Consider the following 23391-nt stretch of genomic DNA (forward strand, 5'->3'; position numbering starts at 1 on the left):
CGGCCAGCAACTCCAATTCGCCAATTCACCGTCCGGTGTCGTCCTGAATGCGGACGGCATCGGACGGTGGCGTTGTGAACGCGGTTGTTGCCGTGCATCGGGAATTGTCCACGAATCGCCCGTCAATTGATCTGCATGCTGCGGAAATAAAGGCTCCGCGCCACTCTAATCCATCCGTCTATTTGTCTGGCACATCGCTTGCTGATTCGGCGCGGCTTTTCCGAAATGGAAAAGTTATTCCGAAAACGACAGCCGTGAGCGGCAAATAAATCTGGAGGAGCAGAAATGGCAAATACGATGAAGGCCCTCGTCATGCGGGGCCTGCACGACGTGGCAGTGCTGGAGCGGCCTATCCCTGAGGCCGGGCCGAATGACGCGATCGTCAGGACCACGGTGGCGATGGTGTGCACGTCCGACTGCCACACCATCGAGGGGGGCCTTGGCGAGTTGCAGGACCGGGTCCTCGGCCACGAGGCGGTCGGCGTCATCCACGCGCTGGGCAGCGCGGTGCGCGGCTTCGAGCTCGGCCAGCGGGTCGCGGTGAATGCGATCACCCCCTGCTACAAGTGCGAGAACTGCCAGCGCGGCTTCACCTCCCAGTGCCAGGTGATGCTCGGCGGCTACAAGTTCACTGCCCAGAAGGACGGCAACATGGCCGAGTACTTCCACGTCAATGACGCGGAGGCCAACCTGGCGCCGATCCCCGATGGGGTGTCGGACGAGGCCGCGTGCTACACCACCGACATGATGTCCACCGGCTTCAAGGGCGCTGAAAACGCCCGCATCCCGCTTGGCGGCTCGGGCGTGGTGTTCGGCATGGGGCCGGTTGGCCTGATGGCGGTGGCCGGCACCCGCCTGCTCGGCGCCGGCCTGGTGATCGCTGTGGACTGCGTGCCGTCGCGGCTGGAGCTGGCCCGCTACTACGGCGCCGACGTGGTGATCAACTTCAAGGAGCAGGACCCGATCGCCGAGATCCTGCGTCTGACCGGCGGCCATGGCGCCGACGCGGCGATGGACGCGCTGGGCTCCCAGCCGACCTTCGAGAACTGCGTGAAGGCGACCCGGGCCGGCGGGGTGATCTCCAACATCGGCTATTTCGGCCACGGCGACTACATCAAGATTCCCCGCGCCGAGTGGGGTGTCGGCATGGGCGAGAAGACCATCACCACGCTGCTCTGTCCGGGCGGCCGCGAGCGCATGGGCCGCCTGATGCGCCTGATCGAGAGCGGGCGCGTCGATCCGACCCGCCTCACCACGCACCACTTCAAGTTCTCGGAGATCGAGACGGCCCTCCACCTGATGACCACCAAGGCCGACGGCATCATCAAGCCGGTCATCCATTTCGACTGAGGCGCCACGCCTATCTGCCGGACTGTGCGCAGCCCGGCGAATCCAGCAACGGGAATACGACATGAACGCAAAATTCCATGCGCAGCTTTGCGCAGGGGCGGCCCTGTGCGCCCTTTTCGGGCCGGCGATGGCCGACGAAGGTTTCACCCTGCTCGACGGGGACAAGGGCCGGTTGAGCATCTACGGCACCCTCGACGGCGGCCTGCTCAGCCGCAGCGGCAGCAACGGCGCCTACGCGGCCCAGGCCGGCAGCAGCTTCGCTGGCCACAAGTCGGAGCTGACCAGCGGCATCGAATCGGAGAGCCGCCTCGGCTTCAAGGGCAGCCGCGACCTGCGCAACGGCATCACCGCGCTGTTCCAGCTCGAAGCCGGTATCTCCATCGACGACGGCAAGTCCACTCTCAGCGATGCCCAGGGCCACAGCCTGTTCCGCCGCAAGTCCTTCGTCGGCCTCAGCGGTAGCTATGGCACGGTGGTGATGGGGCGCATCGACGGTGGCCGTTACAGCGTGGCCGGCAAGTACGACCCCTTTGCCAATGGCACGGTGGCCAACATGGCATCGGTGCAGGTACATGGCACCCGCGCCGACAACGCGGTGGCCTACATCTCGCCGGCCTGGAACGGTCTGTCCTTCCTGGCCGCGTACACGACCAGCCTGGTGGGCCAGGAGAACCCGGGCAACAAGGGTGACGGCCGCCTGTGGGCATTCATCCCGTCCTACGCGAAGGGGCCGCTCAACCTGACCCTGGATTTCGAGCAGCTGGCGCCCAAGGGCAGCGAGGAGCACAAGACCAACATCCTGGTCGGCGGCGCGTCCTACGACTTCGGCCCGTTCAAGCTGCACGGCTACTGGGAGAGCATCAAGACCGACAACTACAAGGATGTCTTCGACGGCAGCTTCGCCACCTATAGCGCGCTGCTCAACCACCGCAGCTGGATGGTCGGCGCGTCGGCGCCGGTGTGGGGTGAGCAGGCCCGCGTGCGCGCGTCCTACGTGGTCCTGGACGACAAGACCACCCTCGACGCGAGCTGCCGCAAGTGGGGCATCGGCGGTGTGTACTACCTGTTCGAGCGCAGCGCCTACCTGTATGCCGATGTGGCGAAGATCCGGAACAGCGCCAACGGCATCTGCTCGATCCAGCCCAACCCGGCCCGCACGGCGGTGGACTCGGGCGGCGTCGGTTCGCCGGTGGGCGGCTACGGCACCACCGGTTTCGACCTGGGGCTGAGCTACAGTTTCTGAACTGTCGCGGCAGCGCCCGGTCCCGCGTGGGGCCGGGCGGACCGCTCAGGGCTCCTCGGTGGCCATCTTGCCGATGCGGGCGGTGGTCTCGCGGGTGCGCTCGGCGAGCTTGCGCACTTCGTCGGCCACCACCGCGAAGCCGCGCCCGCTTTCGCCGGCGCGGGCCGCCTCGATGGCCGCATTGAGGGCCAGCAGGTTGGTCTGGTCGGCGATCTCCTTGATCGTGCCGACCAGCTCGCCGATGCGGTGCAGCGTGGCCTCCAGCTTGGCCTGCTGTTTCTCGCGGATCTCCCGTTGCTCGTTCTCCCGCAGCCGGGTGTCGATGTCGGTGAGGGCGCCGACGGCGCGCAGCGGTGTGCCGTCGGCGGCCCGGCGGGTCTGCGCGGAGGCGCGGAACCAGCGGTATTCGCCGTTCTTCAGCGCCAGGCGGTGGGCTTCGTCGTAGGGCGTGCGGCCGCTGCGGTCGGCCAGGTGGTTGAGGAAGGCCTTCAGCACGCGCTCCCGGTCTTCCGGATGGAGGCGCGAGGACCAGGCTTCCAGGGTGTTCGGAAAATCGTGCTCGTCGTTGAAGCCGAGCATGCGCCGCAGCTGCTGCGACCACCACACTGTGTTGGCCGGGTTGAGGGCGTCGCCGCCGACGATCTCGATGTCCCACAGGCCGTCGCTGAGCAGCTCACGGACCAGCTCGAAGCGTTCCAGGCTACGCTTGAGCAGCGCGTCCTGCGCCAGCGTGTCGTGGATGTCCAGCAGCGAGCCGGCCACCCGCAGCGGCGTGCCGGACGCATCGCGCAGCGTCGTGCCGATGGCGCGGAACCATCGGTAGCTGCCGTCCTTGCGGGCCAGCCGGTAGTGGATGTCGTAGGGCGTGTGGCCGCCGCGGTCGGCCAGGTGGGCACCGAAGGCGGCGGCGACCCGGCGGGCATCGTCCGGGTGCAGGCGCTTGCTCCAGCTTTCCAGCTGGTCCGGAAAGTCCCGTTCGTCCTCGAAGCCAAGCAGGCGCCGCAACTGGGGCGACCACCAGACGACGCTGTCCGGATGGGCCGGGTCGCCGCCGACGAGATGGATGTCCCACAGCCCCTCGCCGCTGGCGCTGCTGATCAGTTCGAAACGCTCGGCCTGTTCGGCGGTTTCCTGGCGGGCTTCGGCGAGGGCGGTCTCGAGGCGGGCGGTTTCTTCTTCGAGGGCCTCCACCCGGCGGCGGGTTTCCGCTGCCTCGCGCAGGGCGCTCTGGTGGGCTTCCTGCAGGCGGGTATCCAGCTGGGTGAAGCGGCGGGAGCCCCGGAATGGGGTGAGCAGAGGGCTTCCACCGGCGAGGGCGTCGGCGAAGTGTTCCAGGTGGGCGAGCCACTGGCGATTGGCAAACACGTTGGTCGATCTCCGTGGAGAAGGGGCAGGAAGGGGGCCGGGGATGCCCGTCGCGGGCATCCCCGGCCCACGTGTCGCGGCCGGGCGGTGGTCAGGCCGAGATGATGACCTTCAGGGCCTTGCTGCTGGCCGCGCCGGCGAAGGTCTCGTAGGCGTCGAGGGCCTGCTCCAGCGTGAAGCGGTGGGTGATCAGCAGGGACGGATCGAGCGTCTTCGCCTGCACCGTCTTCAGCAGCATGCCGGTGGTGGCGGTATCCACCAGGCGGGTGGTGATGGAGATGTTGTGGGCCCACAGGGTTTCCAGGTGCAGGTCCACCTTGGTGCCGTGCACGCCGACGTTGGCGATCACCCCGCCGGCGGCGACGATGTTCTCGCAGATGCCGAAGGTGGCGGGGATGCCCACCGCCTCGATGGCGGTATCCACGCCGCGGCCTTCGGTGAGCGCCTTCACCGCGGCGGCGGCCTGGCCGTCGCGGCTGTTCACCACGTCGGTGGCGCCGAAGCGCCGGGCCACGTCGAGGCGGTTGTCGTCCAGGTCCACGACGATGATGCGGGCCGGCGAATAGAAGCGGGCGGTCAGCAGTGCCGCCAGGCCGACCGGGCCGGCGCCGACGATGGCCACCGTGCTGCCGGGCTGCACCTTGCCGTTGAGCACGCCGCATTCGAAGCCGGTGGGCAGGATGTCGCTGAGCATCACCAGGGCTTCCTCGTCGGCGTCGGCGGGGATCGGGTAGAGGCTGGTGTCGGCGTGGGGCACGCGCACGTATTCGGCCTGGGTGCCGTCGATCAGGTGGCCGAGTTGCCAGCCGCCGGTGGTGCAGTGGGAATACATGCCCTTGCGGCAGAACTCGCACTTGCCGCAGCTGGTGATGCAGGAGATCAGCACCCGGTCGCCGGGCTTGAAGGTGGTGACGCCGGCGCCGACCGACTCGACCACGCCGACCCCTTCATGGCCGAGCACGGTGCCGGGGGCGACGGTGGGTACGTCGCCCTTGAGGATGTGCAGGTCAGTACCGCATATGGTGGTCTTGGTGATGCGCACGATGGCGTCGCTGGCGTCCTTCAGCACCGGTATGGGACGTTCTTCCAGGGACTTCTTGCCGGGACCGCCGTAAACAAGGGCTTTCATTGTTTCTTCTCCGATCATGTTATGGATTGCCGTGCCAGCAGCCGGGACGGCTACGGGGCGGGGCTTTACAGCAGGGGCCATGCCATTCGGGCAGGTACATTCCCGCTGCAGCGGAGCGCGTTGTTTTGAAAGGTATTTCCAGTTGACGCCGGCAGGCGGGGGGCGGGCCGGCGTCTGATCCCCGGACGCCGGCCGACCGACGATCAGACGCTGACCGTCTTGCGGGCGAAACGGCGCGGCTGGACCACCCAGCCTTCGAGCTGCAGGCTGTCGGGGGCAGTCAGGGCGACCCGTTCAGAGAACCAACAGCGGGTCGGCAGCAGTGGATTGGCGGCGGTGGCGCGGATGGCCGCTGCGTCGCCGGGTAGCTGGGCGAGGGTGGTCTGGATCGCCTCGGCGGCGTCCGGCGGCAGATCGCGGGTGATGAAGACCAGCCGGCCACGCCGGTCCTCGAAGACGCCTTCCTCCGGCCAGGCCGGCAGGGCGACTGGCGGGTAGGCGACGCTCTGCACGCACTGGACGACCCGCGGCCGGGATTCGCCGGCCACGTTGACCAGACCCTTCACGCGCAGCAGTTGGGGGCCGTACTGCTGCAGGATGCGCCCCAGCGCCAGGGCCAGGCCGAACCAAGGCACAGGCGCTTCCAGGCGCACCACGAAGCTGGACACACTGCCGTCGTGGCGTGGCGCCTGGGCCAGAGCGTTGCGCCGGAGGGTCCAGCTGACCGCCGGTGGCGCCCGGCGGGCCTCGGCGTCACGCGCCCGTTCCTCACCGAGCCAGGCCACCACGTCGGGCAGCTTGTCGCCGGGCGCATAGACGCCGCCACCGAACAGGCGGGCCGGCTCCACCTGGCCGTGGCGCACCTCGATGCGCGGCGCGCCGGGGTTGAGTTCGGCCAGGCGGGCGTTGAGCCGGGCCAGCTGGCTGGAGCCGGCCAGGTCGCCCTTGGTGATCAGCAGGCGGTCAGCCAGCGTCACCTGGCGCACCGCTTCCGGGTGGGCGTCGAGCTGGGCGTCGCCGTGGGTCGCGTCTACCACCGTCAGCACGCTGTCGCACACGTAGCGGGCGGCGATGAAGCGTTCTTCCATCAGCGTGTAGACCACCGGCACCGGGTCGGCGAGCCCGGTGGTCTCGATGACGACCCGCGAAACCGGCGGAATCTCGCGGCGTGAGCTGCGCTGGTGCAGCGTCTTCAGCGCGTTCACCAGGTCACCCTGCACGCTGCAGCACAGGCAGCCGGAGTCGAGCAGCACGGTGCTGTCGTCGATCCGGTCCACCAGGTGGTGATCCACGCCCACCTCGCCGAATTCGTTGATCAGCAGCGCCGTGCCGGCCAGTGCCGGGTTCTGCATCAAGGCATTGAGAAGGGTCGTCTTGCCGGCGCCGAGGAAGCCGGTGAGCAGGCTGACCGGGATGCGGTCGACGGAAGGGGGCGTCATGGAATGTCTCCTGGTGTTGTGGTCGTTTTTTTCGGTCGTGGAGGTGTTCTCCCGCTGAGGGCGTGGCAAGGGCTGTGCCATGGCGGCGATGGAAGCCGCGTGGCGCCCGGGAAGGCGGTTGGCGGGGAATCGGCGGGGGCGTGAGCGCGGTGAGGACGTCCGGGAAGCAGCCGCAACAAGGCGCAAGAGCGTACGGAATCCGGTCGCGCTGCCCGGCCGCTGCTCCGGCGGGGGGCAGGCGGCGGTGATTTGCGCCGCTGATTCAAGGGCTTGGCGGCCGGCGGAGAAACCGCTCGGACGGGCATGGCCCTTGCCCTTTCGTCGTGCCGGCAGCGCGGCTGCCGCCGCATCCACATCGAATGAAAAAAGGAGACGACATGGGGGTAAGCATCATCGGCTGGGCGCATTCGCCCTTTGGACGGCTGGACGACATGGACCTGGAAGCCCTGATCGGCGGCGTCAGCCGCGACGCGCTGGCGCATGCCGGGGTCGATCCGGCGGACGTGGACGGCATCTGGCTCGGCCATCTCAACGGCGGCTTCGTGCCGGACATCTTCTGTTCGTCGCTGGTCCTGCAGGCCGATCCGCGCCTGCGCTGGTGCCCGGCGACCCGCGTGGAGAACGCCTGTGCGTCCGGCGCGGCGGCGGTGTTCGCGGCCTGCGACGCGATCGAATCCGGGCGCGCCGGCTTCGCGCTGGTGGTCGGTGCGGAGAAGATGACCGCGGTGTCCGGCCCGGAGGTCACGCGCATCCTCGGCTCGGCGTCCTATGTGCGCGAGGAGGCCGCCCACGGCATGACTTTCCCGGGCCTGTTCGGTGAGCTGGCCGACGCCTATTTCCAGCATTACGGCGACCACGCGGCGACGCTGGCGCGGATAGCCGCCAAGAACCACGCCAACGGGGTGCGCAACCCGTGGGCGCAGATGCGCAAGGATCTCGGCTTCGAGTTCTGCAACACGGTGTCGGAGCGCAACCCGCGCATCGCCGGGCCGCTGCGCAAGACCGACTGTTCGCTGGTGTCCGACGGGGCGGCGGCGCTGGTGCTGGCCGACGATGCCCTGCTCGCCAACGCCCGGCGGGCCATCCGCTTCCGCGCGCGGGCGCAGGTGAACGACTTCCTGCCGATCTCCCGCCGCGACGTGCTGAGCTTCGACGGGCCGCGGCGGGCCTGGGGCACGGCGCTGGCCGGCGCCGGCTGCCGGGCTACCGACCTGTCCTTCGCCGAGGTGCATGACTGTTTCACCATCGCCGAGCTGCTCACCTACGAGGCGATGGGCCTGGCGCGGCCGGGGCGCGGCGCCGACCGGCTGGCGGACGGCACTGTCCATCCCGGCGGCGCGCTGCCGGTCAATGCGTCCGGCGGCCTCAAGGCCAAGGGCCACCCGATCGGCGCCACCGGCGTGTCGATGCACGTGCTGGCGGCCATGCAGCTGGCCGGCGAGGCTGGCGACATGCAGGTGGCGGGGGCGCGCCTCGGCGGCGTCTTCAACATGGGCGGCGCGGCGGTCGCCAACTACGTGAGCATCCTGGAGCGGCACAAATGAACCTGGCCCATATCCTCGCGCGCTCGGCGCGGACCTTCCCCGAGCGCCCGGCGCTCCTCGTCGGCGAGCGCCAGCTGCATACCTACGCGGCGCTGGCCGCACGCTCGGCGCGCCTGGCTGGCTACCTGCGCCAGAACCTCGGGCTCGAGGCCGGCGAGCGGGTGGCGATCTACATGAGCAACTGTGCCGAATACCTGGAATGCCTCTACGGCACTCTGTGGGCCGGCCTGGTGGCGGTGCCGATCAACGCCAAGCTGCATCCCCGTGAGGCGGCATGGATCATCGGCAATGCCGGCGCACGGCTGGCCTGCGTGTCGGCTGACCTGGCCGGCGAGCTGGCGCCGGTGCAGCAGGACGAAGGCGAGGTGGTGCCGCTGCTGGTGCCCGGCGACGGTCATTACCTGCGTGCAGTGACCGCGTTGGCGATCCCGGTGCAGGAGCGGGCGCCGGATGCGCTGGCCTGGCTGTTCTACACCTCCGGCACCACCGGCCAGCCGAAGGGGGTGATGCTGAGCCATCGCAACCTGCAGACGATGACCGCCTGTTTCTTCACCGACGTGGACCCGGTTTCCCGTGACGATGCCTCTGTGTATGGGGCGCCCCTGTCCCACGGGGCCGGCCTCTACAGTTTCCCCTACATGCTGCGCGGTTGCCGCCACGTGATCCCGGAGTCCGGCGGCTTCGAGCCGGACGAACTGGTCGCGCTGTCCCGCTCAGTAGGCCGCCTGTGCCTGTTCGCCGCGCCGACTATGGTGCGCCGCCTGGTCGACGGGGTGCAGCGCAGCGGCGCCGACCCGTCCGGCTTCCAGACCATCGTCTATGGCGGCGGCCCGATGTACGCCGACGACATCCGCAGCGCCCTCGATGTGATGGGGCCGCGCTTCGTGCAGATCTACGGCCAGGGCGAGTCGCCGATGACGATCACCGCATTGTCCCGGGAGGTGCTGGCCGATCGCGCCGATCCGAACTGGGTGTCCCGCGTGGCGTCCGTCGGCGTTGCCCAGGCCCTGGCCGAGGTGCGCATCGTCGATGCCGATGGGCGCAGCCTGGTCAGCGACGAGGTCGGCGAAGTGGTGGTGCGCGGCGACGCAGTGATGTCCGGCTACTGGCGCAACCCGGTCGCCAGCGAGGCCACGCTGCGGGACGGCTGGCTGTGGACCGGCGACATGGGCTGCATGGATTCCTACGGTTTCGTGACTCTCAAGGACCGATCCAAGGATCTGATCATCTCGGGGGGCTCCAACATCTATCCGCGGGAGGTGGAAGAGGTGCTGATCGCCCATCCGGCCGTGCGGGAAGTGTCGGTGATCGGCCGTCGGGATGCGGAATGGGGCGAGTCGGTAGTGGCCTTCGTGGTACTGGAGGACGGGGTGAAGGGCATCGGTGCGGAAGTCCTCGACCGCCACTGCCTGGAGCGCATGGCCCGCTTCAAACGGCCGAAGGAATACCGCTTCGTGGAGGCGTTGCCGAAGAACAATTACGGCAAGGTGCTGAAGACCAGCCTGCGTCGCTTGCTCGCGGAGGTGCCGGGCGGCTAGGGGCGCTGTCGCGTCCTTCCTGCGGCTGCGGGGGCACGTGAATTCGTTCCCGCAGCCCGTGGACCAGGAATGACTGGAGGCTCCGGGCTCTATACGCACATTATCGACCGACAGGGCGCCCGAAATTCGTACGAGCATCCGGAAGGGGCGACCGCTATTAGGACGACAATTAGTTCATAAAATACAGATTGTTTTTCTATTTCCTTTTTAATCAAATGGATATTGTTGCTGGCATCGCTTTTGCTGAATAAGGATTGCACGGAAGGGCCGTTTCTCCAATTCACGGGGAAATGGCTGCTTGAAAGACAGGGCAATTCTTGAGTAGAGAGGATGCAAGGTGTCTGTGAGAAAAATCCATTCGTCAGCCAGGGCGGCCCTGGCTGACGTCTTGCGCGACGATATGACCATCATGTCCGGCGGTTTCGGGCTATGCGGTATTCCGGCGGTGCTGATCGACGCGGTGCTGGAATCCGGCGTGCGTGGGCTGACGATCATCTCCAATAACCCGGGCACGGAAAGCATGGGGCTCGGCAAGTTGTTCAAAACCCGCCAGGTGCGCAAGCTGGTCTGTTCCTATGCCGGAGAGAACGCCGAGTTTGCACGCCAGTACATGGCCGGCGAGGTGGAGGTGGAGTTCAATCCGCAGGGCACGCTGGCCGAGCGCATCCGCGCCGGCGGCGCCGGCATCCCGGCCTTCTACACGCGGACCGGCGTCGGTACGGTGATCGCCGAGGGCAAGCCGCTGGCCGAGTTCGACGGCAAGCTGTATGTGCAGGAGCGTGGCCTGACGGCCGACCTGGCGCTGATCCATGCGTGGAAGGCCGACACCGAGGGCAATCTCGTTTACCGCATGACCGCCCGCAACTTCAATCCGATGATGGCCAGCGCCGGCGCATTGACGGTGGTCGAGGTGGAGGAGCTGGTGGAGCCTGGCGAGATCGACCCGGACCATATTGTTACGCCGGGCATCTTCGTGGATCGCCTGGTGGTGCTCGACAACGTGGATAAACACATCGAGCAGCGTACGGTTCGCCGTCGCGCCGCCGTGGTGGAGGAATAAGCGATGGCCTGGACTCGGGACCAAATGGCGGCACGGGCCGCCCGCGAACTGCGTGACGGCTATTACGTAAACCTCGGCATCGGCATTCCGACCCTGGTGGCCAACCATGTGCCGCAGGGCATGTCGATCCAGTTGCAGAGCGAGAACGGCATGCTCGGCATGGGCCCCTTCCCGTGGGAGGGGGAGGAGGACGCCGACCTGATCAACGCCGGCAAGCAGACCATCACGACCTTGCCGACCACCAGCTTCTTCGACAGCGCGGCGTCCTTCGGGATGATCCGCGGCGGCCACATCCAGCTGTCCATGCTCGGCGCGCTGCAAGTGTCGGAGAAGGGCGACCTCGCCAACTGGGCGGTGCCCGGCAAGATGATCAAGGGCATCGGCGGCGCCATGGATCTGGTGGCCGGCGTCGGCCGCGTGGTGGTGATCATGGAGCACACCGCCAAGGGCGAGACGAAGGTCGTCCGCGAATGCTCGCTGCCGCTGACCGGCACCGGCGTGGTGAACATGATCGTGACCGACCTGTGCGTGTTCGAGGTTGGCCCCGACGGCCTGACCCTGGTGGACCTGGCGCCCGACACCACGCTGGACGATGTGCGGGCCAATACCGAAGCAGACTTTCTGGTGGCGTTGCAGTAACCGGTAGGCCCGCGATGGTGGGCGCCGGGTTTTTTGGGGGCAATGCGGTATCCAGCGGGGAATCCTCTTCTCTCTCCCTCTCCTCGGAATCCTCTTTGTCTGGAAGCCCCCGTTTTTTTCTTTGATGTGATGGGCGAATCAATTCGCCCCTACGGGGCACACGCTTTCCGGAACGAAGGATCTGTTTCCGGAACTGGTTGTGCAATCCGGTGGGGGCGAATTCATTCGCCCGCGGACATTTCCAGCTGGCCGTCCGCTTTCCGGACGGTCGGGGTGTCCGGAAAGCGGACGCTTTTGCATTTGCCGGATGCCCGATACGGGCAATATGCTGTCCTGTGGGCTGTGGCACAAAGACTGCTACGTCCGGATATCGAGCGTTCTGTCGTGCCTCTGCCTGTCCATGGTCCACAATAGGAGCTTGAGCCGGCTGCTTGGGACGGAGCCTCGTGGCGATGCGCAGGGACACGCGTCGCTGGTCGGCAGTGGGGTCGGCTGAAAAGCAGCGCTCCCCGGAGGGCCGGACAAGCGGACAGTGAGCCGCGTTACCGGGGAGAAATACACAGAATCGTGCGCCAGGATGGACTCCATCGGCGACATGGTCGGACACAGACAAAGGAGGGTGGGCATGGCTGCCACAGTTTCATCGGGCCAGATGTTTTCCATTCCGGAAAACGACGGCCACATCATGACGTCCTGGGAGCGCTTCCTCAGCGGCGACGAAACCGGATCCGACGCGCTGCGTCGCCTGATCGACGATTCCTGGCGGCGCTGCCACGGCGCCAGCGTGGACCCGGAGCGCCATCGGGCGCCGGAGCCGCTGGCCGAACAATCCCTGCATTCCCTGCGTGACGAGTGTGGCGAACTGCTCACCGCCAGCGCGCCGGTGATGGCTTCGGCGCGAGATTTCCTGTCCGAGACGGGCACCGTGATGGTCCTCACCGATCAGTCGGGCACCATCCTCAACCTCGAGGGCGACATGGGCACGCGGGGCGCGGCGGAGAACGTGCACCTGCTGTCCGGCGCCAACTGGAGCGAGCTGGCCTGTGGCACCAACGCCATCGGCACGGCGCTGGAAGTCGGCCAGCCGGTGCAGATCCACTCCGCCGAGCATTACTGTGCCGGGATCAAGCGCTGGTCCTGTTCGGCCACGGTGATCCGCGATCCTTACGACGGCACCATCCTCGGCGTGGTGGACGTCTCCGGGCTCAGCGCGTCCTACAGCCGCCACAGCCTGGCCCTGGTGGTGGCAACCGCCGGGCGCATCGAGAACCGCCTCGCCAAGATCGAGCTGGGTATCCGCTACCGCTTGCTGGAGCAGTGCGTCGAGCGCCTGTCGGGCATGTCGGCGGACGGCATCATCGTCTTCGATCGGCGCGGCCGGGCCATCAAGGCCAACGGCCGCGCGTCGGTGGTGATGGCCGACATGGGCATTGGCGAGGCGGCGGTGGCGCCGGATGGGCTCGCATCCTTGTCGCTGGCCTGGAAGAAGGGCCGGCGGCTGCCCGACGAAATGCCCGACTGGATGCGCCAGGAATGGCTGGAGCCGGTGATCGAGGGCGGCGAGCAGATCGGCGCGGTGCTGACCTTGCCGAGCCGCCACGCGGCCAGCCCGGCTGGCGGACGGATCGTGACGTCGGTGATGGGCGGCGAGCCGCCCTCCGAAAAGGAAGGTTCCTTCGAGCGTGTGGTCGGTGAGTCGTCGGCGCTGATGCAGGCCGTCGGGCGGGCCCAGCAGCTGGCCAAGTCCCGCGTGCCGGTGCTCCTGCTTGGCGAGACCGGCGTCGGCAAGGACGTCTTCGCGCGCTGCATCCACGAATTTGGCGCCACCAAGGATGCGCCCTTCGTGGCCCTCAACTGCGGCGGCTTCTCCCGCGAGCTGCTGACCAGCGAGCTGTTCGGCTACACGGAGGGCTCCTTCACTGGCGCTCGCCGCGGCGGCATGATCGGCAAGATCGAGGCGGCCGATGGCGGCACCCTGTTTCTCGACGAGATCGGCGAGATGCCCATCGACCTGCAGCCCCACTTCCTGCGTGTGCTGGAGGAGGGCGAGGTGTATCGCCTCGGCGAGAACAAGCCGCGCAAGGTCAATTTCCGCCTGATCGCAGCCACCAACCGGGACCTGCGCAAGGAGATCCAGGCCGGGCGCTTCCGCATGGACCTGTTCTACCGGGTGGCGGTGACCAGCATCAACATCCCGTCCCTGCGTGAGCGGGCCGCCGACATCCCGCTGCTCGGCGAGCACTACCTGGAACGGCTGGCCCGCCAGCACGGCCTGGCGCCGCGCCGCCTGTCGCGAGGGGCTGTCGAGCAGCTCCAGCAATACGCCTGGCCGGGCAATATCCGAGAATTCCGCAATGTGATGGAGAGCATGCTGCTGACCTCCCAGGAGGCGGTGCTCACCGAGGCGGACCTGCCGCCGGACTTGCATGCCTCGCTGGATGGCACGCCCGTGGCCGGTGTCGAACTTCCCGGTGGGGACAGCCGCGACCTGACCTGTCTCGAGAACGCCGAGCGGGATGCGATCCTGCGCGCCATCAAGGGCTGCCGCGGCAACATGACCGCCGTGGCGCGCGAACTTGGCATTGCCAAGAGCACCGTGTATGTGAAGTTGAAGCGCTTCGGGCTCGAAAGCCTGGTGGACGATTTGCGCAACTACCGCGTCTGAACGCCGCCGCCCGGCGGCGCGAAACAAGGCCCGGCATTTCCGTCGAGGGGACGGAAATGCCGGGCCTTTTCATTTCTGGTGCGGGTGAGTTCCCCCCGGAAAGGGAATTGGATCGAACCTTGTGAAACGATCGGAGCGTCCGCCATCCGGACGGTCTGATCGTTCGATGTTGCGTTGCATTATTTCAACCGGAAAACGGACGGCTTATCCGCAAAGAAAACGGGGTTAATCGAGCGTTTTTCGTTGATTTATATTTTATGTTTAAAAATCAACGATTTGATTTTTACTTCTGCCTTGGCACGCCCCTTGCCATATCTGCAACTGGAAAGTCCAGGTTCGTTGCCGGAAAAGAAGAAAGCGCTCCGGCGGCGCGACAAATAAAAGCCTGGGGTCCACACGACCACGGTTTCCTTTTCCTTGATAGGGAACGGTTTCAATCCACAAGAGGATGGCAGGAGGTAATGCGGTATGGCATTGCAAATCAATATCGATAACGGTGGGACGCTCACCGATATCTGCATCATGATGGACGACACCGTCAAGAAGACGAAGGTGTTGACCACCCCTTATGACCTGAGCAAATGCTTCTTCGAAGGGCTGCAGAAAGCGTCGGCGGTGATCTACGGCGAGCAGAATGTGGCTCGCCTTCTGGAAGAAGTGGACCTCATCCGTTATTCCACCACCCAGGGCACCAACGCCATCTGCGAACGCAAGGGGCCGCGCCTGGGCCTGATCATCGATGCCAAGGCCCGTGACCTGCCGGTGCGCCTGGCCGAGCACGATCCGGAAGTCTATGAAGCCCTGGTGGGCGACCGGGTGGTCTTCCTCGACACCGCGGCGGTGACCGGCGCCGATGCCGACATCGAGGTCGTCAAGGCGATCAACCAGCTCACTGCGGCCGGTGCCAACCGCCTGGTGGTGAGCTTCGGTGGTGCCGACTTCCTCGACCTGGAGACCCGCTTCAAGAAGGTCGTGCTGCGCAAGTACCCGCGCCACCTGCTGGGTGCCGTGCCGGTGCTCTACGGCAGCGACCTGACCACCGACCGGGACGTGGTCCGCCGCAGCTGGACGGCGTTGATCAACTCCTTCCTGCACCCGGCGATGGAGGCCTTCCTGTTCAATGCGGAAAACCGCCTGCGCGACTACCGCACCAAGAACCCGCTGCTGATCTTCCGCAACGACGGCGACGCCTCCCGCGTGGCCAAGACGGTGGCGATCAAGACTTACAGCTCCGGCCCGCGCGGCGGCATGGAAGGCATGAAGTCCTTCGCCAAGCTCTACGACATGCCGGATGTGGTGGCCATCGACGTCGGCGGCACCACCACCGACATCGGCCAATGCCTGGACAGCAAGGTCGCCGAGGTGCAGCGCGGCCACGTGGAAGGCATCAGCGTGTCCTTCCCGCTGTGCGAAATCATGAGCGCTGGCGCCGGTGGCAGCTCCATCTTCAAGGTGGTGAACAAGCGCATCGTGATCGGCCCCGAGAGCGTCGGTGCTGTGCCCGGCCCGGCCTGTTTCGGTCGCGGTGGCAAGGAAGCCACCATCACCGACGCCAGCCTGCTGTCCGGTCTTTTCGATCCCAAGTCCTTCTTCGGCGGCGGCATGGGCCTCGACCTGGATCGCGCGGCGACGGCGGTCAGCCTGTCCATCGCCCAGCCGCTGGGCATCGGTCTCGACGACGCGCTGCTGCAGATGGAGCACGCCTACGAGGACAAGATTGCGGTCGAACTGCACCGCTTCACCAAGATCTCCAAGGACACGGTGATGCTCGCTTTCGGCGGCGCCGGCCCGCTCAACGCCTGCGGCGTGGCGGAGAAGGCCGGCATCGACCGGGTCGCCGTGCCCAAGCTGGCGGCGGTGTTCAGCGCCTTCGGCATCGGTGCCTGCGACATCTCCCAGCGCTACGCGGTGGTGCTCGAGGAGCGTAGCGAGCAGGCCATCGCGGCGGCCCGCCAGAGCCTCGAAGTGAAGGCCTCCCGCGACATGTTCGCGGAAGGCTTCGGCACCGGCGAGTACCAGGTGGAAGCCTGGCTGGTGGGTGAGGTGGATGGCGCAGCCGACCTTATCGTGCCCCTCGGCGATGGCAACGCCTTCCCCGCCGAGCTGGCCAAGGTCCGCTCCGTCGAGCTTGAGCTGCGTGCCGTCAAGCCGCTGCGCAGCGAAGCCGGCAAGCGTGCCAGCTTCGTCGAAGGCGAACCCGCCCAGGCCGACGGTACCCGCAACGTGCTGACCCGTGGCCAGGGACGTATCGATGTGCCGGTCTACCGCCTCTCCCAGCTCAAGCCGGGCGACCACGCCGCAGGTCCGGCGATCCTCGAAGAAGACTACTTTACCTGCCGGGTGCTCGATGGCTGGAGCTTCGTCATCAGCGACGCGGGCGACATCCTGCTCAACAGAAAGGGCTGAAAAAATGAAAGTACCGATGACCGAATACCTGCGCCTCGATCTGGATGCCGAGCAGTGGGAATGCCGCGTCTGCGATCACGTGATCGGCACGGCGAGCAAGAGCTACAAGGAAGGGATGCTGGTCCACAACCGCGACCCGCGCGAGATCCACCCGCCCATCATCGACCCGGAGAAGTACCGCTTCACCTTCAGCCCCGATCCGGACTGGGTGCGCATCCTCGAGTACTACTGCCCGCATTGCGGCACCCAGGTGGAAACCGAATACGCCGTGCCCGGCCATCCGCCCCTCCACGACATGCAGCCCGACCTGCCCGCGCTGCGCGCCCAGTGGGCCAAGCGCGAGGAGCTGAAGGACGCCGTGGTCGGCCCCGCCGTCACCGCCGACAAGGGCCACGGGCACTGAGCGGAACCCCCTGTGAATTTGCCGGCGTCCGCCCCTGCACGAGCAGCGAGGCCCTGGGCGCCAGTACGACAAAATTGAGGAGATAGCATGAGGCGCGTATCAGTCGATATCGGTGGCACCTTCACCGATTGTTTCGTGGTCTGGGATGGCAAGTACATCGAAGCCAAGGCCCTGACCACCCATCACAACCTGGCGCTCGGCTTCAACGAGGCCCTCGGCAAGGCCTGCCACGTCCTGGATCTGGACCTGGAGCGCATCCTGTCGGCGGTGGACTCGGTGCGCTACGCCACCACCCTCGGCACCAATGCGCTGATCGAGCACAAGGGGCCGAAGATCGGCATGCTGGTCACCGCCGGCTTCGAGGCCACCGTGCCGCTGAGCCGCGCCCGTGGCTACGGCGAGGGGCTCGACAACCTGGGCCAGCAGGACATGCCCAATGCCCAGCGCCCCGATCCGCTGGTGCTGCCGCACATGATCTGCGGCGTGCGCGAACGGGTGGATTTCCAGGGCAAGCTGGTGATGCCGCTGGACGAGGACGACGTGCGCACGCAGATCCGCACGCTGGTGGACAAGGGCGCCGAGATCATCGTCGTGGCGTTGGTCAATGCGGTGGTCAATCCCGACCACGAGCAGCGCATCGAGGAGATCCTGCTCGAGGAATACCCGTCCCACCTGCTCGGCGCGATCCCGGTGATCCTGTCCCACCAGGTGGCGGGGCGGAAGGGCGAGTACGTGCGGGCCACCTCGGCGATCGTCGATGGCTACCTGCACTCCACGATGTACCACGCCCTGTCGGCGCTGGAGCAGAACCTGCGCGCCCACCGCTACGAGAAGCCGATGCTGGTCATCCACAACTCCGGCGGCATGGCCCAGCTCAACTCCACCGATGCGCTGCAGACCATCCACTCCGGCCCGGTGTCCGGCATCGGCGCCTCCGAGCACCTGGCCATGCAGGCCGGCCTCGGCAATGTGGTCGCGACCGACATGGGTGGCACCAGCTACGACATCGGTATCGTCGTGGAAGGCGGCATCAAGCACTACGACTTCAACCCGGTGATCGACCGCTGGCTGGTGTCGGTGCCGATGGTGCACCTGGTGACCCTCGGGGCTGGCGGCGGCTCGGTGGCCAGCTACGACCGCATGTACGACACCGTGAAGTGCGGCCCCGAGTCCGCCGGCTCCGACCCCGGCCCGGCCTGCTACGACCGCGGCGGCATGAAGCCGACGGTCACCGATGCCGACCTGATCCTCGGCTACCTGGACGCCAAAAACTACGCCGGCGGCTCGATTCCGCTCAATCCGCGGCGCGCGTCCGCAGCTATCGAGGACGCCCTGTGCGACGACCTGGACTGCTCGGTGGTCGAGGCGGCGCTGCTGATCCGCGAGAAGGTGGACGACAACATGGCCAACGGCCTGTTCACCGAGCTGCGGGCCCGCGGCTACGACCCCAAGGACTTCACGATGCTGGCCTACGGCGGCAACGGCCCGCTGCACTGCTGTGGCATCGCGCAGAACCTGGCCATCGACAAGATCCTGGCGCCTCCGCTCAGCTCGGTGTTCTCGGCGGTCGGCGCCGGCAACATGCACCAGCTGCACATCCACGAGCAGTCGCTGTACATGGTGCTGTACGACTCCAACACCCGCCACATCTTCGACGACTACACCCGCTTCAACCGCATCGTCGCGGAGCTGAAGGAGCAGGGCACCCAGGATCTGCTGCGCCAGGGCATCGCCAAGGAAGACATCTGCCACAACCTGGAGCTGGACATGCGCTACGGCAACCAGCTGGTGCAGACCACCGCGGTGATCCCCAAGCACGAGCTGCACGGCCCCACCGATGTGCTGGCGATGATCTCCCAGTTCTCCAACGACTACGGCAAGCGCTTCGGCGAAGGCTCCCAGGCGCCGGAGGCGGGCATCCGCATCAACACCATCCGCGTGGCTGCCTACGTGCGCCACGAGACCGTGCAGTTCGAGGACATCAAACCGGTGCCCGTCGAGCAGCGCAAGGCCCCGCCGGCCCCGAGCGGCACCCGCAAGTGCTACTTCGTCGGCCACGAAGGCTCCTTCGAGACGCCGGTGTGGAGCCGCGCCGCCATCGAGCCGGGCGTGCAGATCCCCGGCCCCGCGATCATCGCCTCGGAAGTGACCACCTTCCTGGTGAATCCGGGCTGGAACTTCGTCGCCGCCAAGCAGGGCGCCTCCTGGTTCCTGCGTGCCTGAGCGCCGCGCAGATCCGATCCAAGCTAACTAGACGACAGGATTGAAAATGAGCGAAATGAATACGCCGGTTGCGGCCAAGGTGCCCAGCCCCGAGGAAGTGGCGCTGATCAAGAAGTTCCTCAACGACACCACCCTGTTCCTGGGCCCCGACCCGGAAATCATGCAGAACCACGACCTGATGCCGCGCACCGGGGTCGAGGACGAATGCATGCGCAAGGTGGGCGACGCCCACACCATCGCCAAGATCCGCGACCGCATCCAGGCCGGTTGCGACGAAGGCTACGAGATGGTCGAGCAGATGGGCGCAGCCCCAGGCGCCAAGTGGGGCGATGTGATCACCGGGGTGTATTCCGCCTCGGGCGACCTGGCCATCGCCAGTGCCGGTGGGGTGCTGATCTTCTCGGCGCTGGTGCACCACCCGATCAAGTTCATCATCAAGAACTGGGTGAACGACCCGACGGTGGGCGTGAAGGAAGGCGACGGCTTCATCCACAACGACTCCCGCTACGGCAACGTGCACAACACCGACCAGTCGATGATCCTGCCGATCTTCCACGACGGGAAGCTGGTGTGCTGGGTGGCCTCCACGGTGCATGAGGGCGAGAACGGCGCCATCGAGCCGGGCGGCATGCCGTCGATGGCCGAGAGCCCCTGCGACGAAGGCCTCAAGATGTGTCCGTTCAAGGTGGTCGAGAACTACCAGATCAAGCGCGACATCCTGACCTTCCTGCAGAACTCGGTGCGCGAGCCCAAGCTGCAGTACGAGGACATGAAGGTCAAGCTGTTCGCCTGCCTGCGCATCAAGCAGCGCATCGAGGAAACGCTCAACACCGACGGCCCCGCGGCGCTGATCTCCACGCTGCGCACCACCATGGAAAACGTGCGCGCCGAGGTGAAGCGCCGCGTCAGCGAATGGCCGGACATGACCGTGCGGACCTACATCATCCAGGACTCGACGCTGCGCGAGAACTGCGTGGTGAAGATCAACTGCCAGCTCACCAAGACCGGCGACCGGCTGATCTTCGACTTCCGCGGCTCCAGCCCGGAATTCACCAACCGCGCCACCAACACCATCGTGGCCGGCCTCAAGGGCATGCTGGCGCAGGTGTTCCTGTGCTACGTGTGGCCCGATCTGCCGCGTGGCCAGGCGGCCTTCGCGCCGATCGAGGTGATCACCGATCCGCACTCGATCGTCAATTGCTCCTACGACGCGCCGAACTCCCAGAGCCTGATGTCGATCTTCACCGGCTTCACCGCCGGCCAGCACGCGGTCGCCAAGTTCCTGTACAGCTGCCCGGAGAAGTACACCAAGGTCCATGCGCCGACCTTCAACATGATCAACACCTTCATCTGGGGTGGGGTCAGCCAGCACGGCGAGACCCTCGGCAACCTGTGTGCCGACTTGAACGGCATGGGCGCCGGCGCCACCGTGGATCGGGACGGCGAGCATGCGCTGGCGCCGATCTTCGCGACGATGGCGGACATCGGCGAGCAGGAGCTCAACGAGGAGGAAGTGCCCTTCCTGCAGCTCGTCTCCAAGAAGATGACCCGTGACGCCATCGCCCCGGGCAAGTACCGCGGCGGCCAGGGCTACACCATGATGGTGGCCACCAAGGACAGCGAGCAGTGGGGCTTCATGACGGTCTGCCAGGGCGCCAAGTTCCCGCCGTTGCAAGGCCTGTTCGGCGGTTACGCCTGCGGCTCCTACCCGCTGTGCAAGGTCAAGGGCGTGGATGTGTACGACGTGCTGATGAACGAGCCGGAGAAGTTCAAGCACTCCATCGAGGAGATCATGAACGAGCAGCCCTTCGAGGGCGCCAGCTACACCACCCATCACATGGGCATGGGCTTCGAGATCTCCAAGCGCGGTGAGCTGTTCATGATCTCCCAGGGCGCGGGGGCCGGTTACGGCGACCTGCTGGAGCGCGACCCGGCCGGCGTGATCCGCGACATCGAGGAAGGGCTGATGTCCCCAGGCGTGGCCGAGCGGCTCTACAAGGTCAAGTTCGACCCGACGACGCTGGCCATCAACCATGAGGCCACCGCCGCCGCCCGCGACGCCGAGCGCAAGGCGCGGATCGCCCGTGGCGTGCCGTACGCCGAGTTCATCAAGAGCTGGAACAAGCCGACGCCGCCGTCTCACCTGGCCTACTTCGGCTGCTGGGGCGACGACGTGAGCAAGCTCTACATGGGCAGCCCCGACAAGTTCCGCGACGCCAACAGCCCGCGTCCCAACTACATGCCCCATCCGAAGGACGTGCGCATCGCCGAACTGGAGAGCCGTCTCGTCGCCCTGGGCGCCATGGGAGGTGAAAAGCAATGAGCCAGAGCCTCGCCGACAGCCTGCCCGGCAACGGTGGCAGCGGCCTCAGGGTGTGGTTGAAGGCTTCGGCCTACACCCGCCGGCTGCTGCTGGGGGAAGGGGGCGACCCGTGGCAGGGGGCCGCCCAGTTCCTGGCCTATTTTTCCCAGGCCCAGGGCCTGTTGCGTCCCGACGTGGCCGTGGTGGAAGTCGGCGAGCTTTTCGATGCCTGGCTGGTGCGCCATCCCGAGGTGCGCGCCGAGCTGGGCGCGAAGCGGCGCCTGTCGTATCCGCTGCGCAAGCTGCTGGAACAGGACGAGCCGCGCCAGCTGCTGGCCGAAGTGGTGGAGGCGGTGATTGCCAACCTGCGGGGCCAGACCCCGCTGGTGCTGGCCATGCCGTCGCCCAAACACTGGCTGCTGCATGCCAACCAGCTGGCCGGGCGCCGCGACGTGGAACTGGACCCGGACGGGATCGAGGACGCCGCGATGTACATGGCGGACCTGCTGCGCGCCGTGTCGGCCAGCCCGGTGGGCGGGGTGCTGCTGGAAGAGCACCCGGATGATGCGACGATGGGCGAGACGGACCTGGAGCGCTACCGTCCGCTGATCAACGTCGCCCACCACTACCGCTGGTCCCTGGCCCTGCGTCCGCAGGGGGCTGCGGTGGCCGAATCGCCGGTGCTGGCGGAGTTCGACGCGGTGCTGTCGTCGGCCTTCCAGGCCGCGATGCCGGTGTCCACCGGCGTGGATGTCAGCCAGCCCCTGGGGGAGGGGGCGGCGCTGCCGGCCCTGGGCGCGGGTGAGTTCTACTTCGTCGAGATCCCTGAGAGCCAGCGACCCGAGTTTGTCCTGGAAAGCTTGGCCCGCCTCCGGGCCTAGCCTTGGCGGCGACCGGTCCGTTCGCGGTCCGGTCGCCGTTTTTTGTCCGGCTCTTCTCCCCTACGTCAAGAATGTGCCCCCGATGACGCCGTTTGCGCTGAGCATGCTGAGCTGCCTGGTTGGCGGCCTGTTGTCCGTGGCTGCGGCGGCGGCCCTTACGGCGAGCTTTGGCCCCGTGCTGCTGTCCAGACTCATCAGCTATGCGGTCGGCGCCTTGCTCGGCGCAGCCTTCCTCGAGATCCTGCCCCACGCCCTGGAGGCTTCCGGCAACGCCGGACGGACCAGCGCCCTGGTTTTGGGCGGCGTGCTGCTGTTCTTCCTGTTCGAGCGGCTGGTGCTGTGGCGCCATGGATCCCACCACGGGCACGGGCATGCTGTCGACGGGCCGCAGCGTAGCGGCCTGATGGTGATGGTCGGCGACAGCTTTCACAACTTCGTGGATGGTCTGGTGATCGCCGCGGCCTTCGCCGACAGCGTGTCCCTTGGCCTGCTCACCGCAGCGGCCATCATCGCCCATGAGATTCCCCAGGAACTGGGGGATTTCGTCGTTCTGCTGCATGCCGGTTACAGCCGGCGGCGGGCCCTGGCGTTCAACTTCTTCTCCAGTCTGGCAATGGCGGCCGGAGCCTTGCTGGCCCACGTGGCCCTGCCCTCGGTGCAAGGGGCGGTGCCGGTCCTCCTGGCCCTCGCCTGCGCGAGCATGCTCTACGTGGCCGCGGCTGGTCTGATGCCGGGCCTGCACCGACGCACCCGGCTTGCTGCCACCCTCGAGCAAAGCCTGCTGATCGCCGCCGGCATTCTGTCGATCGGTGGCGCCCATTACCTCGTCGAGCACACCGGCTTCCTCTGAGTTTCGGGTGCGGCGCCCCCCCGCAGAAGGCCTGGCTTGCCTGTGAGATCGATGCGCACCCCTGCGAGAAGGATTCGCGCACTGTCGGGAAATGGGACGGTGCTTTTCCTATTTATCCGCGTCCGTCCGAGAGTCGTTCGACTGGGCGACGCATTCTCGGACGCCGTCACTCGATTTGCTGCTACGCCGCAAATTGGGTTCTTGCCGAGTAGTGTTTTTAAGCTGATGAATTTAATGAATTAATTATTATTTTTTTTATTGGCATCGTAGTTGCTAATTCCATTCCAAGGAGGCGTTCGATTAACCGGTCAAGTCCGGATGCCAATCGGACGGATATAAGACGGCGCTTGTGGC

At 66.5% G+C, this 23391-nt stretch carries 16 protein-coding genes; 13 read left to right on the forward strand and 3 right to left on the reverse strand.

Features of this window, described 5'->3' with window-relative positions:
* Positions 1 to 285 precede the first annotated feature (285 nt).
* Positions 286 to 1350 carry an NAD(P)-dependent alcohol dehydrogenase gene (locus AC3QL2_RS16285; protein WP_493231567.1) on the forward strand — a complete coding sequence of 355 codons (1065 nt, stop codon included), beginning with the start codon at positions 286 to 288 and terminating at the stop codon, positions 1348 to 1350.
* A 61-nt stretch (positions 1351 to 1411) separates the two neighbouring features.
* Positions 1412 to 2593 carry a porin gene (locus AC3QL2_RS16290; RefSeq protein ID WP_493231568.1) on the forward strand — a complete coding sequence of 394 codons (1182 nt, stop codon included), beginning with the start codon at positions 1412 to 1414 and terminating at the stop codon, positions 2591 to 2593.
* 45 nt (positions 2594 to 2638) lie between these two features.
* Here AC3QL2_RS16290 and AC3QL2_RS16295 read toward each other — a convergent pair whose 3' ends face one another.
* From AC3QL2_RS16295 to AC3QL2_RS16305, 3 genes are all read right to left on the reverse strand, one after another.
* Positions 2639 to 3958, reverse strand: a complete 1320-nt coding sequence (locus AC3QL2_RS16295) for a methyl-accepting chemotaxis protein (RefSeq protein ID WP_493231570.1) — start codon at positions 3956 to 3958, stop codon at positions 2639 to 2641.
* 91 nt (positions 3959 to 4049) lie between these two features.
* Positions 4050 to 5087, reverse strand: a complete 1038-nt coding sequence (locus tag AC3QL2_RS16300) for a zinc-dependent alcohol dehydrogenase family protein (RefSeq protein ID WP_493231571.1) — start codon at positions 5085 to 5087, stop codon at positions 4050 to 4052.
* 203 nt (positions 5088 to 5290) lie between these two features.
* Entirely contained in the window at positions 5291 to 6526 is a 1236-nt protein-coding gene (locus AC3QL2_RS16305) for a CobW family GTP-binding protein (protein WP_493231572.1), read from the reverse strand.
* Between the two features lie 377 nt (positions 6527 to 6903).
* On the opposite strand from AC3QL2_RS16305, the gene AC3QL2_RS16310 reads away from it, so the two are divergent.
* The 11 genes from AC3QL2_RS16310 (at position 6904) to AC3QL2_RS16360 (ending at position 23037) form a co-directional block, all read left to right on the forward strand.
* Positions 6904 to 8070, forward strand: coding sequence for an acetyl-CoA acetyltransferase (locus tag AC3QL2_RS16310; RefSeq protein WP_493231574.1), 1167 nt, complete (start codon positions 6904 to 6906; stop codon positions 8068 to 8070).
* Positions 8067 to 9608: an AMP-binding protein gene (locus AC3QL2_RS16315; protein ID WP_493231575.1), complete on the forward strand. Its 1542-nt coding sequence runs from the start codon at positions 8067 to 8069 to the stop codon at positions 9606 to 9608. The genes AC3QL2_RS16310 and AC3QL2_RS16315 overlap by 4 nt, the downstream gene beginning before the upstream one ends.
* Positions 9609 to 9951: 343 nt before the next feature.
* On the forward strand, positions 9952 to 10668 hold the full coding sequence (locus tag AC3QL2_RS16320; RefSeq protein ID WP_493231627.1) for a CoA transferase subunit A: 717 nt from the start codon (positions 9952 to 9954) through the stop codon (positions 10666 to 10668).
* Positions 10669 to 10671: 3 nt separating this feature from the next.
* Positions 10672 to 11307, forward strand: coding sequence for a CoA transferase subunit B (locus AC3QL2_RS16325; protein ID WP_493231577.1), 636 nt, complete (start codon positions 10672 to 10674; stop codon positions 11305 to 11307).
* A 625-nt stretch (positions 11308 to 11932) separates the two neighbouring features.
* Entirely contained in the window at positions 11933 to 13972 is a 2040-nt protein-coding gene (locus AC3QL2_RS16330; protein ID WP_493231579.1) for a sigma-54-dependent Fis family transcriptional regulator, read from the forward strand.
* A gap of 468 nt (positions 13973 to 14440) precedes the next feature.
* Entirely contained in the window at positions 14441 to 16378 is a 1938-nt protein-coding gene (locus tag AC3QL2_RS16335; protein ID WP_493231580.1) for a hydantoinase/oxoprolinase family protein, read from the forward strand.
* 4 nt (positions 16379 to 16382) lie between these two features.
* Complete coding sequence (locus AC3QL2_RS16340; RefSeq protein ID WP_173862684.1) at positions 16383 to 16781, forward strand: acetone carboxylase subunit gamma; 399 nt, start codon at positions 16383 to 16385, stop codon at positions 16779 to 16781.
* An 87-nt stretch (positions 16782 to 16868) separates the two neighbouring features.
* The gene (locus AC3QL2_RS16345; protein ID WP_493231582.1) at positions 16869 to 19004 is read left to right on the forward strand and encodes a hydantoinase/oxoprolinase family protein; all 2136 of its coding nucleotides are present in this window, start codon (positions 16869 to 16871) and stop codon (positions 19002 to 19004) included.
* A gap of 46 nt (positions 19005 to 19050) precedes the next feature.
* On the forward strand, positions 19051 to 21327 hold the full coding sequence (locus AC3QL2_RS16350; protein ID WP_493231584.1) for a hydantoinase B/oxoprolinase family protein: 2277 nt from the start codon (positions 19051 to 19053) through the stop codon (positions 21325 to 21327).
* Positions 21324 to 22187, forward strand: coding sequence for a hypothetical protein (locus AC3QL2_RS16355; protein ID WP_493231585.1), 864 nt, complete (start codon positions 21324 to 21326; stop codon positions 22185 to 22187). The genes AC3QL2_RS16350 and AC3QL2_RS16355 overlap by 4 nt, the downstream gene beginning before the upstream one ends.
* An 82-nt stretch (positions 22188 to 22269) precedes the next feature.
* Positions 22270 to 23037: a ZIP family metal transporter gene (locus AC3QL2_RS16360; protein WP_493231587.1), complete on the forward strand. Its 768-nt coding sequence runs from the start codon at positions 22270 to 22272 to the stop codon at positions 23035 to 23037.
* Positions 23038 to 23391 lie beyond the last annotated feature (354 nt).

The organism is Zoogloea sp. GW822-FHT05C07, assembly GCF_058800215.1.